We start from the raw sequence: 12,543 nt of genomic DNA, 5'->3' as shown, positions 1-12,543 counted from the left end.
CTTGTTGCAGCTTAAAAGTATATTATATGAGGTGAAAGAACGAATGAAACGTATCGGTATTTTAACCAGTGGGGGAGACGCCCCAGGAATGAACGCTGCAATTCGTGCAGTGGTACGTAAAGGGATTTTTGACGGAATCGAAGTTTATGGGATTAACTACGGTTTTGCAGGATTGGTAGCTGGAGACATTCGCCGCTTGGATATCGCTGATGTTGGCGATAAAATCCAACGTGGAGGAACATTCTTGTATTCTGCACGTTATCCTGAATTTGCAACTGAAGAAGGACAATTAAAAGGGATCGAGCAATTAAAAAAATTCGGCATCGAAGGCTTAGTTGTTATCGGTGGAGATGGTTCTTATCATGGTGCAATGGCGTTAACAAAACGCGGATTTCCAGCAGTTGGTATTCCAGGGACGATCGATAATGATATTCCGGGAACTGATTTTACAATTGGTTTTGATACTGCGATTAATACAGTTTTAGAATCGATTGACCGTATTCGCGATACAGCAACATCCCATGTGCGTACATTCGTTATTGAGGTGATGGGACGTGGCGCAGGCGATATCGCTCTTTGGTCAGGTGTTGCAGGTGGAGCAGATGAAATCATCATCCCAGAGCATGATTTTGATATGTCTAAAGTAGCAAAACGTATCAGAGAAGGCCGTGATCGCGGGAAGAAACATTGTTTAATCATCTTAGCAGAAGGCGTTATGGGCGGCAATGAATTTGCTGATAAACTTTCTGAACATGGTGATTTCCATACACGTGTCTCTATCTTAGGACACGTAGTCCGTGGAGGTTCGCCTAGTGCTCGTGACCGTGTACTTGCTAGCAAATTCGGTTCATATGCGGTCGAATTATTGAAAGCAGGAAAAGGCGGTCAATGCATCGGTATGCTGGATAACGAAGTTGTATCAGCAGATATCGTAGATACACTGGAAAACCACAAACATAAACCGGACTTATCACTTTATGATTTAAATCAAGAGATTTCTTTTTAATAAACGATACAAAGTATCCCTTGAGGAAAATAGATACTCTTCACAACATATAAACAAAAATGGAATAGGAGCGTTTGGTAATGAAAAAAACGAAAATCGTATGTACGATCGGACCAGCTAGTGAATCGATTGATATGCTAGTAAACTTAATGAATGCGGGGATGAATGTTTGCCGTTTGAACTTCTCACATGGTGACTTTGAAGAACATGGAAACCGCATCAAAAATATCCGTGAGGCTGCAAAAATCACAGGAAAACGTGTGGCAATCTTACTTGATACAAAAGGGCCTGAAATCCGTACGAACGAAATGGAAAATGGTGCAATCACTTTAAGAACAGGTGATTCAGTACGCCTTTCTATGACGGAAGTTTTAGGAACAAACGAAAAATTCTCAATTACTTATCCAGAATTAATTAACGATGTAAACGTTGGTTCTCATATTCTTTTAGATGATGGATTAATTGACTTAGAAGTAACGGATATCGATCGCAATGCAAACGAAATCGTTACAGAAGTGAAAAACGAAGGCGTATTAAAAAATAAAAAAGGCGTGAATGTACCAGGTGTTTCTGTAAATCTTCCTGGAATCACAGATAAAGATGCTGCTGACATCCGTTTTGGTATTGAACAAGGTGTTGACTTCATTGCAGCAAGTTTCGTTCGTCGTGCGACTGACGTTTTAGAAATTACTAAAATTTTGGAAGAACAAGATGCGACACATATCCAAATCATTCCTAAAATCGAAAACCAAGAAGGGATCGACAATATTGACGAAATCCTAAAAGTTTCTGACGGTTTGATGGTTGCCCGTGGTGATATGGGTGTTGAAATTCCAACAGAAGACGTTCCTGTTGTTCAAAAAGAATTAATCAAAAAATGTAATGCATTAGGTAAACCAGTTATCACTGCAACTCAAATGTTAGATTCTATGCAACGTAACCCACGTCCAACACGTGCAGAAGCCAATGACGTTGCTAATGCAATCTACGATGGAACAGATGCAGTTATGCTTTCTGGTGAAACAGCTGCTGGGGATTACCCATTAGAAGCGGTTCAAACAATGGCTCGTATCGCAGTTCGTACAGAAGAAGCGTTGATCAATCAAGATTCTTTTGCACTAAAACTTTACAGCAAAACAGATATGACAGAAGCAATTGGCCAATCTGTTGGTCATACTGCGCGTAATTTAGGAATCCAAACAATCGTTGCTGCGACTGAATCAGGTCACACTGCCCGTATGATTTCTAAATATCGTCCAAAATCTCACATTGTGGCTATCACATTCTCAGAACAAAAAGCTCGTAGCTTGTCATTATCTTGGGGTGTTTATGCAACTGTTGCTGAAAAACCAGCAAGTACAGATGAAATGTTCAACTTAGCGACTCATACCGCTCAAGAAGAAGGTTTCGCAAGCGAAGGCGATTTGATCATTATCACTGCTGGTGTACCAGTTGGTGAAAAAGGAACAACAAACTTAATGAAGATCCAAATGATTGGATCAAAATTAGTTCAAGGTCAAGGAATTGGCGAAGCCTCAGTGATTGCCAAGGCAGTTGTTGCAAATACGGCTGAAGAAGCAGTAGCAAATGCAACAGAAGGATCTATCTTGGTTGTTAAGACAACAGACAAAGATTACATGCCTGCAATCGACAAAGCAATTGCTTTAGTTGTTGAAGAAGGTGGATTGACTTCACATGCAGCAGTTGTTGCAATTGCGAAGGATATTCCAGTAATCGTTGGTGCGGCAGATGCAACTAACTTGATTGCTAATGATGAATTGATCACTGTTGATCCTCGTCGTGGTATTGTATACCGCGGAGCTACAACAGCTATCTAATCCATTAATCATACAATTTAAAGAGTGGAAATGAATCGTGCAAAGTGATTCATTTCCACTCTTTTTTATGAAAGTTGAACAAAATTTCATATATTGTGAAAAATTTCTCAAAAAGACTGTTAAAACGATTTCATACATGGTAAAATGTAATTGTTACCACATAATAATAAATACAGGAGTGATACAATGAAAGCAGCTGTTGTAAGTAAAGAAAATAATGGAAAAGTAGAAATCAAAGAAGTAGCGATTCGACCACTAGAAGCTGGCGAAGCTTTAGTAGATGTAGAATATTGTGGTGTTTGTCACACAGATTTACATGTAGCTCATGGCGATTTTGGCGAAGTGCCTGGTCGTGTAATCGGACATGAAGGGATCGGAATCGTGAAAGAAATCGCTCCCGGTGTTGAAAGTCTAAAAGTTGGCGATCGTGTGAGTATTGCTTGGTTTTTTGAAGGGTGTGGAACGTGTGAGTATTGTATCACAGGACGTGAAACATTCTGTCGTCAAGTAAAAAATGCTGGTTTCTCTGTAGATGGTGCAATGGCAGAACAATGTATTGTCAAAGCTGATTACGCTGTAAAAGTACCAGAAGGTTTGGATCCAGCCCAAGCAAGTAGTATTTCATGTGCTGGGGTGACGTGTTATAAAGCAATCAAAGTTTCTGATGTAAAACCTGGACAATGGGTAGCAATCTACGGGATTGGCGGACTAGGAAACCTAGCGATTCAATACGCTAAAAATGTTTTCAATGCGAAAGTAATTGCAATTGATATAAATGATGATAAATTGACATTTGCCAAAGAGCTTGGTGCAGACCTAGTGTGCAACCCATTAAAAGATGGCGATGCAGGAGAATGGATTCAAAAACACGTTGGAGGCGCACATGCAGCTGTTGTTACAGCCGTTTCAAAAGTTGCCTTCAATCAAGCGGTTAATTCAGTTCGTGCGGCAGGTAAAGTGGTAGCAGTTGGACTTCCGCCAGAAACAATGGACTTGGAAATTGTGAAAACAGTACTTGACGGTATTCAGATTGTTGGTTCTCTAGTTGGTACACGTAAAGATTTAGAAGAAGCATTCCAATTTGGTGCAGAAGGCAAAGTAGTTCCGGTTGTTGAAACACGTTGTCTACATGAAGTCAATGACATATTTGAAGAAATGGAACAAGGCAAAATCAAAGGTAGAATGGTCGTTGACATGAAGAAATAGACCTGTGACAAAGATAAACTTGTTTAAGTTTTAGCTGAATCACTAAAAGTCTAAAAAAATAGAAGAAGTCGGACTCTTCGATAAATTTCTAAAAAACGCACAATACATTTATGTATTGTGCGTTTTTTAGTATAACTGTCAAAAAATGCAACAACGAAACGAGTTGCTTAAGTCTAGATTTTTTATAAGCTTAACATTCCTATCTAGGATATACGGCAAAACGTTCATTTTTTAAAGGAATAATTTGAATTGACTCAGCGTAAAAATCAGTTAATTTTTTTTCAGTAAATAACTCTTTTTGCCCACCTTTGGCAAAAATTTCTCCATCTTTTAATAACATCAAATGATCAAAACAAGGAAGGATTTCTTCTGTATGGTGAGTCACATAAAGCAAGGTTGGATGATTTTTTTGCATTGCGATTTGTTGGATTTGTGCCAATAACTCTTCTCTAGCAAATAAATCCAAACCGTTACAAGGTTCATCTAAGATCAATAATTCAGGGTTCGCCATCAAAGCCCTGGAAATCAAAACAAGCTGGCGTTCTCCTTGTGACAAAACCTCATACTTTTTACCGATTAATGATTCACCGCCAGCATTTTTCAAAATAGTTTTTGCTTGCTCTAGTTCTTCTTTAGAATACTCTTGATAAAGACCAATGCTTGCAAATTTACCAGAAAGAACAATTTTTTCAGCTGTTTCCCAATTTTTCATACGATACTGTAAAGCGGTGCTGACCCAGCCGATTCTTCGCTGTAATTCAGGTATGGAGGCTTGTCCAAATACTTGATCCAACACCTCTAAACGCCCTTTTGAAGGCCACAAATAACCACAAATTAATTGTAAAAGTAATGTTTTCCCTGCACCATTTAGCCCAAGTATCGCCCAATTTTCCGATGACTTTACGCGCCAATTTACGTTATTTAACAACGTCTTTTTATCCCGAATAAAAGAGACATTTTCAAAATCAAATGCATTCATACAATTCCTCCTTTTTTATATTTTACCATTAAATAGCAAGAATAAAATCAATGAGACTGAAAAAAAGTGGAAGAAGAAAACACTGTCAAGAAAATTTCATTGACAAAGCTTTCATCCCCCTGTATAATTGCTTTTGTTGCGTTGTGAGGTGATGAATATGAAATGGTCTTTACTAGAACTAAACAAATACAAAGACAAACCATGTGAATTTTCAGAGACACTTGATTTAAAGGCGTCCTTGATGAAAAGAGATGATCAGATTCTGGATGTTAGTCCTGTTAAAACTGTCGGGATGTTAACACTAGGAAATGATGAGTATTTGCTTCATTATAGAATTGATGTTATTCTAACAGTTCCATCTTCACGTTCTTTAACACCTGTTGCACTTACGATGACAATCGATGTTGATGAAGTTTTTATGACTGCTGAACAATATCAAAACAAAGATGAACGCTTGGCTGATGAAGAAATCATTTTATTGGAAAAACCAACAATTGATTTAGATGAGTCAGTCGAAGATAACATTCTTTTAGCAATTCCGATACAAGTATTATCAGAAGAAGAACAAACAAGTCATGAGATGCCTAAGGGTAATGACTGGGAAGTTCTATCAGAAGATGATTACTTAGAGAAAAGACAAGAAGAAGCACAACAAACTATGGATCCTCGTCTTGCTAAATTATCCGAGTTATTCAGTGAATCTACTGATGAAGACGATAAGCAGTAGGATTGGAATATATCGTGCATTTTATGCACACATCTTTACAAGGAGGTGGAACACCAATGGCAGTACCAGCTAGAAGAACTTCTAAAGCTAAAAAAGGCAAACGTCGTACTCACTACAAATTAACAATCAAAGGTTTGAATGCATGTTCAAACTGTGGTGAAATGAGAAAAAGCCATCACGTATGTCCAGCATGTGGTCATTATGATGGAAAAGACGTAGTCTCTAAAGAAGCATAAAACATTTTCTTGAAAATGTTAAAATCCCCTAGGCTAACCATGGAGCCTAGGGGATTTGTTTTAAATAACTATAAAACGAGATGAATTGACAGTTGCCAAAAAACGTCTAAATTTTATAAAATAAAGCAGAATAAATCAATTTATTCAAACTATTTTGTTTTCATATCAAGCATTGTACGTTATAATAATGTAGATTATTATAAGATTCTAATGAAATTCTTTTCAAAGATAGTGGGAGGATACCAAATGACAAAACAGCAATTTGGCGTAGTCGGAATGGCCGTAATGGGAAAAAATTTAGCATTGAATATTGAAAGCAGAGGATACTCAGTTGCTTTATTCAATCGTACAGGTTCAAAAACAACGGATGTGGTTGAAGAGCATCCAGATAAAAATTTTAAAGCGACTTACACAATTGAAGAGTTTGTAGACTCTATTGAAAAACCACGTCGTATCATGCTGATGGTTCAAGCGGGTTTTGCGACAGATGCGACAATACAAGAATTATTGCCTCATTTGGACAAAGGGGATATTTTGATTGACGGAGGAAATACGTTCTTCAAAGATACAATCCGCCGAAATGAAGAATTGGCTAATTCAGGAATCAACTTTATCGGGACTGGTGTTTCAGGCGGTGAAGAAGGAGCTTTGAAAGGGCCTTCTATTATGCCAGGAGGACAAAAAGAAGCCTACGAATTAGTTGCACCGATATTAGAAAAAATCTCAGCTAAAGCTGAAGATGGTGAACCATGTGTTACTTACATCGGTCCCAATGGTGCGGGTCATTACGTTAAGATGGTTCATAATGGAATAGAGTACGGTGATATGCAGTTAATTGCAGAGTCTTATGATTTAATGAAAAACATTCTAGGTATTTCTGTTGATGAAATGGCAGAGATTTTCAAAGAATGGAATCAAGGTGAGTTAGACAGTTACCTTGTAGAAATCACAGCGGATATCTTAACGCGCAAAGATGACGAAGGAACAGGTAAACCAATCGTTGATGTGATTATGGATGCTGCCGGAAATAAAGGAACAGGGAAATGGACTAGCCAAAGTGCGTTAGACTTAGGTGTACCACTTCCATTGATTACAGAGTCTGTTTTCGCTCGTTTTATTTCTGCTTACAAGGATGAGCGTGTCAAAGCAAGTAAAGTGTTAGCCAAACCAGCTACCATCGAATATCAAGGGGATAAAAAAGAATTGATCGAAAAAATCCGTGAAGCTCTTTACTTTAGTAAAATCATGAGCTATGCACAAGGATTCGCTCAATTACGTGTCGCTTCAGAAGATTATGAGTGGGATTTGCCATTTGGTCAAATTGCTAAAATATGGCGTGCAGGCTGTATTATTCGCGCGCAATTCTTACAAAAAATCACCGATGCATACGATAAAAACCCAACAATTGAGAATCTGTTATTGGACGACTATTTTATTGATATTACAAAAAAATATCAACAATCTGTTCGCGATGTTGTATCAATCGCTGTTCAAGCAGGTGTTCCGGTTCCAACATTTGCTTCAGCTATTGCTTATTATGATTCTTATCGTTCAGAACGTTTGCCAGCAAATATTATCCAAGCGCAAAGAGATTACTTTGGCGCTCATACGTATCAGCGTGTAGATAAAGAAGGTACGTATCATTACAGTTGGTATCACGAAGAATAATATGTTGGAGACCATGGGAGTTATAGATTTCTCATGGTTTTCTCTCTTATTTTTGAAGAGACTGTGAGAAATAAATGGGTTGTTACTAGCTTTTTGAGTTAAAAGTAGGTATAATGGGTAGGCTTTAAGATAGCTTTTAAAGAGAAAGGACAAATAACCAATGAGTAATATTCTAATTATTGAAGATGAAAAAAACTTAGCGCGTTTTGTAGAACTGGAACTGAAGCATGAGGGCTATACAACGGAAGTTCACTACAATGGACGTACTGGTTTAGAAGCGGCTTTAAATAATGATTGGGATGCTATCCTTTTAGATTTGATGTTGCCAGAATTAAACGGGCTTGAGGTTTGTCGCCGTGTGCGTCAAGTGAAAAACACACCAATTATCATGATGACTGCAAGAGATTCAGTGATCGATCGAGTATCTGGTTTAGATCACGGAGCAGACGATTATATTGTAAAACCATTTGCCATTGAAGAGCTACTTGCGCGTTTGCGTGCGTTACTTCGCCGAATTGATATCGAAGGTGATAAAAATGTAGCAAAGCAAACAACAATTACGTATCGTGATTTAACGATTGAAAAAGAAAATCGTGTCGTGCGTCGCAATTCTGAGATGATCGAATTAACGAAACGTGAGTATGAATTGTTATTAACATTGATGGAAAATGTTAATGTTGTTTTAGCCCGTGATGTACTCTTAAATAAAGTATGGGGATATGAGACAGAAGTTGAAACGAATGTCGTTGATGTTTATATTCGGTACCTACGTAACAAAATTGATGTTCCGGGTGAGGAAAGTTACATCCAAACAGTTCGTGGAACAGGCTATGTGATGCGCTCGTGAGAACGATTAAAATGAAAAAAGCTGTAAAAAAAGAACTGAAGGGGCCTTCTTTAACAATTAAGTGGGCTTCTGCAAGTTCTTTCTTCATATTTGTAGTATTTACAATTTTTGCCGTGATTACGTATAAATCATCGGTTAACCTTATTGTTGAAAAAGAACGTGAAAATGTTGAGCGGACAGTTGCAGAAGTTGGTAATCGTTTAGCAAATGTTGATGATAATTTGACTGTGTCAGAAGTTTATGAAAAACTAAAAGCGCCAAGTTTAGGTGAAAATGATTTAGATAGTAAAAAACTTTCTGTAGAAGGCTCATTGATGGAAATGGATACTATGTTGTCTGAACTAGGACAACCCCCACTTTTCTTATCTATATATGATACTAAAGGGACCTTGGTCTTTGAAACACAAAAAGGACAAAGTAAATTAATCGAAAAAGAACAGCGACATGCTGAAATAAAAACATTAAACGACAAAACTGGTTTTTTGATTATCCAACCAGTCCGTTCAAAAAGCAATCGAGAACCAGTAGGGTATATACAAGCATTTTATGAGTTGTCTTCCTTCTATGATATTAGAAATAGGTTATTATTAACTCTAATTATTTTAGAGGTTGTTTCTTTGATTTTAAGCAGCATACTAGGATTTATTTTGTCGTCTTACTTCTTAAAACCATTAAAAGTATTGAGAGATACAATGGATACGATTAGAAAAGATCCTCAATCTGATATTCATATGCCGAACATCAACTCTAATGATGAATTGGCAGATTTGGCTGAGATATTTAATGAAATGCTTGATCGGATGCGACGTTATATTGAACAACAAGAACAGTTTGTTGAAGATGTTTCCCATGAATTGCGAACCCCTGTGGCAATTATTGAAGGACATTTAAACTTATTAAATCGCTGGGGGAAAGAAGATCCAGAAGTATTAGATGAATCACTAGAAGCTAGTCTGCAAGAAATTGTCAGAATGAAAAGTCTCGTTCAAGAGATGCTTGATTTATCCCGTGCAGAACAAGTAGACATACAATATTCAAATAGAACCTCTAATGCAAAGCAAGTGGTGTATCAAGTATTTAATAACTTTAAAATATTATATCCGGATTTTGTAATGACGTTAGATGATGACTTACCTCATGAAATAACATTGGGGATTTACCGTAATCATTTTGAGCAACTTTTGATTATTATTTTGGATAATGCAGTGAAATATTCCACGAGTCGCAAAGAAGTTCATGTTTCCATCTCTAAAACCTTAAGTGAATTTGAAATTGCTATCCAAGATTTTGGAGAAGGGATTCCAGAAGAAGACTTAGATAAGATATTTAATCGTTTCTATCGAGTGGATAAAGCTCGTGCCCGCAATAAAGGCGGTAATGGTTTAGGATTATCTATCGCAAAACAGTTAGTTGAAAATTATAAGGGAAGAATAGATGCGGAAAGTGTTGTTCACCAGGGAACTATTTTTAGAATTTACATTCCTATTGTTACTAACAGCGAAGTATAAGAGCAAAAGCAAAATCAGCTTTGCTCTTTTTTGTTTTTTAACGAATAATAAAGAAAGAAAAAGTTGAAATGCTACAGAAAAAGCGAATGCTAAACTAGAGACAGATCGATTTGTTCGCTAAGAAAAAAAAGAAAGAAAAATAGGCATTTTCTAGTTGCTTTTTATGATAAGTCTTGTTATATTTATAAATGTTCTGATAAACATAACTGGTTAAATTCATTAAGAAAAAAAGATCAAATTTCTCTTGACGAACAAAATACAGTCATGTTAGAATAACAAAGTTGCTAAAGAAAAGTAACTGAAATAACTTGAAAAATCAGGAAGAAAGTTGTTGACAAATAACAAACAACCTGATAAACTAATGAAGTTGTCGCTGAAACAAACGATAACCGCAAGCAGAAAAACTTTGACACTTTTTTAAAAAAGTGTTGACATCGAATTTCAGATTTGATATGATGTAAAAGTTGCTGCGAGGTAACACAGTAGACCTTTGAAAACTGAACAAAGTAAGACGAACCAAATGTGTAGGTTGTTTTTACAACGGTAAAAACAAACAACAATTTTTAACAAGCGAAGCAATATGCTAGCAAACAAATGAGCTTAACGATCGCAAGATCGTGTTCAACTTTTATTATGAGAGTTTGATCCTGGCTCAGGACGAACGCTGGCGGCGTGCCTAATACATGCAAGTCGAACGCTTCTTTTCTACCGAGTGCTTGCACTCATTTGAAAAGAGGAGTGGCGGACGGGTGAGTAACACGTGGGTAACCTACCCATCAGTGGGGGATAACACTTGGAAACAGGTGCTAATACCGCATAATAGTCGACACCGCATGGTGTTGATTTGAAAGACGCTTTCGGGTGTCACTGATGGATGGACCCGCGGTGCATTAGCTAGTTGGTGAGGTAACGGCTCACCAAGGCCATGATGCATAGCCGACCTGAGAGGGTGATCGGCCACACTGGGACTGAGACACGGCCCAGACTCCTACGGGAGGCAGCAGTAGGGAATCTTCGGCAATGGACGGAAGTCTGACCGAGCAACGCCGCGTGAGTGAAGAAGGTTTTCGGATCGTAAAACTCTGTTGTTAGAGAAGAACAAGTAGGAGAGTAACTGCTCTTACCTTGACGGTATCTAACCAGAAAGCCACGGCTAACTACGTGCCAGCAGCCGCGGTAATACGTAGGTGGCAAGCGTTGTCCGGATTTATTGGGCGTAAAGCGAGCGCAGGCGGTTTCTTAAGTCTGATGTGAAAGCCCCCGGCTCAACCGGGGAGGGTCATTGGAAACTGGGAGACTTGAGTGCAGAAGAGGAGAGTGGAATTCCATGTGTAGCGGTGAAATGCGTAGATATATGGAGGAACACCAGTGGCGAAGGCGACTCTCTGGTCTGTAACTGACGCTGAGGCTCGAAAGCGTGGGGAGCAAACAGGATTAGATACCCTGGTAGTCCACGCCGTAAACGATGAGTGCTAAGTGTTGGAGGGTTTCCGCCCTTCAGTGCTGCAGCTAACGCATTAAGCACTCCGCCTGGGGAGTACGACCGCAAGGTTGAAACTCAAAGGAATTGACGGGGGCCCGCACAAGCGGTGGAGCATGTGGTTTAATTCGAAGCAACGCGAAGAACCTTACCAGGTCTTGACATCCTTTGACCACTCTAGAGATAGAGCTTTCCCTTCGGGGACAAAGTGACAGGTGGTGCATGGTTGTCGTCAGCTCGTGTCGTGAGATGTTGGGTTAAGTCCCGCAACGAGCGCAACCCTTATTGTTAGTTGCCATCATTCAGTTGGGCACTCTAGCGAGACTGCCGGTGACAAACCGGAGGAAGGTGGGGATGACGTCAAATCATCATGCCCCTTATGACCTGGGCTACACACGTGCTACAATGGGAAGTACAACGAGTCGCTAGGCCGCGAGGTCATGCAAATCTCTTAAAGCTTCTCTCAGTTCGGATTGTAGGCTGCAACTCGCCTACATGAAGCCGGAATCGCTAGTAATCGCGGATCAGCACGCCGCGGTGAATACGTTCCCGGGCCTTGTACACACCGCCCGTCACACCACGAAAGTTTGTAACACCCGAAGTCGGTGAGGTAACCCTTGTGGAGCCAGCCGCCTAAGGTGGGATAGATGATTGGGGTGAAGTCGTAACAAGGTAGCCGTATCGGAAGGTGCGGCTGGATCACCTCCTTTCTAAGGAATATTACGGAAACTTACACATTCGTTAACACTTTGTTCAGTTTTGAGAGGTTTACTCTCAAATTAATAAGTACCACGGGGCCTTAGCTCAGCTGGGAGAGCGCCTGCTTTGCACGCAGGAGGTCAGCGGTTCGATCCCGCTAGGCTCCATTAGTAATCTTTGGATTACTAAGTATTGTTCATTGAAAACTGGATATTGAAGTAAAAAAGTAATCAAAACAAACCGAGAACACCGCGTTGAATGAGTTTTTTAATTAAAATTGTTCGAAGCTTATTTTATTGGTCACGCCTCTATCGCTAGAGAAACGAGCCAAACAAAACCGATCGTAAGA

At 39.0% G+C, this 12,543-nt stretch carries 9 protein-coding genes, 1 tRNA gene and 1 rRNA gene; 10 read left to right on the top strand and 1 reads right to left on the bottom strand.

Features of this window, described 5'->3' with window-relative positions:
- Positions 1–43 precede the first annotated feature (43 nt).
- From pfkA to adhP, 3 genes are all read left to right on the top strand, one after another.
- Positions 44–1,006, top strand: coding sequence for a 6-phosphofructokinase (pfkA, locus tag A5880_RS01455; RefSeq protein WP_086331446.1), 963 nt, complete (start codon positions 44–46; stop codon positions 1,004–1,006).
- Between the two features lie 80 nt (positions 1,007–1,086).
- On the top strand, positions 1,087–2,844 hold the full coding sequence (pyk, locus tag A5880_RS01450; RefSeq protein ID WP_086331445.1) for a pyruvate kinase: 1,758 nt from the start codon (positions 1,087–1,089) through the stop codon (positions 2,842–2,844).
- Positions 2,845–3,030: 186 nt separating this feature from the next.
- Positions 3,031–4,050, top strand: coding sequence for an alcohol dehydrogenase AdhP (gene adhP, locus A5880_RS01445; RefSeq protein WP_086331444.1), 1,020 nt, complete (start codon positions 3,031–3,033; stop codon positions 4,048–4,050).
- Between the two features lie 199 nt (positions 4,051–4,249).
- Here adhP and A5880_RS01440 read toward each other — a convergent pair whose 3' ends face one another.
- On the bottom strand, positions 4,250–5,029 hold the full coding sequence (locus A5880_RS01440; protein ID WP_086331443.1) for an ABC transporter ATP-binding protein: 780 nt from the start codon (positions 5,027–5,029) through the stop codon (positions 4,250–4,252).
- A 157-nt stretch (positions 5,030–5,186) separates the two neighbouring features.
- Here A5880_RS01440 and A5880_RS01435 point away from each other — a divergent pair, with 157 nt between their 5' ends.
- From A5880_RS01435 to A5880_RS01405, 7 genes are all read left to right on the top strand, one after another.
- Complete coding sequence (locus A5880_RS01435) at positions 5,187–5,756, top strand: YceD family protein (protein ID WP_086331442.1); 570 nt, start codon at positions 5,187–5,189, stop codon at positions 5,754–5,756.
- Positions 5,757–5,812: 56 nt separating this feature from the next.
- On the top strand, positions 5,813–5,992 hold the full coding sequence (gene rpmF / locus A5880_RS01430; protein ID WP_069634653.1) for a 50S ribosomal protein L32: 180 nt from the start codon (positions 5,813–5,815) through the stop codon (positions 5,990–5,992).
- A gap of 246 nt (positions 5,993–6,238) precedes the next feature.
- Positions 6,239–7,660 carry an NADP-dependent phosphogluconate dehydrogenase gene (gndA, locus tag A5880_RS01425; RefSeq protein ID WP_086331441.1) on the top strand — a complete coding sequence of 474 codons (1,422 nt, stop codon included), beginning with the start codon at positions 6,239–6,241 and terminating at the stop codon, positions 7,658–7,660.
- A gap of 160 nt (positions 7,661–7,820) precedes the next feature.
- A complete protein-coding gene (locus tag A5880_RS01420; protein WP_010765234.1) occupies positions 7,821–8,507 on the top strand; it encodes a response regulator transcription factor in 687 nt (228 codons plus the stop codon).
- A gap of 11 nt (positions 8,508–8,518) precedes the next feature.
- Positions 8,519–10,015: a HAMP domain-containing sensor histidine kinase gene (locus A5880_RS01415; protein ID WP_086331968.1), complete on the top strand. Its 1,497-nt coding sequence runs from the start codon at positions 8,519–8,521 to the stop codon at positions 10,013–10,015.
- Between the two features lie 629 nt (positions 10,016–10,644).
- Positions 10,645–12,205 (top strand): 16S ribosomal RNA (locus tag A5880_RS01410).
- 83 nt (positions 12,206–12,288) lie between these two features.
- Positions 12,289–12,361: transfer RNA gene (locus A5880_RS01405), tRNA-Ala, on the top strand.
- The last annotated feature ends 182 nt before the right edge of the window (positions 12,362–12,543 follow it).

The organism is Enterococcus sp. 4G2_DIV0659 (genome assembly GCF_002140715.2).
GTDB lineage: Bacteria > Bacillota > Bacilli > Lactobacillales > Enterococcaceae > Enterococcus_L > Enterococcus_L mansonii.
Note: the sequence above shows the minus strand (reverse complement) of the source record. Positions and strands in the feature narration are given on the sequence as shown.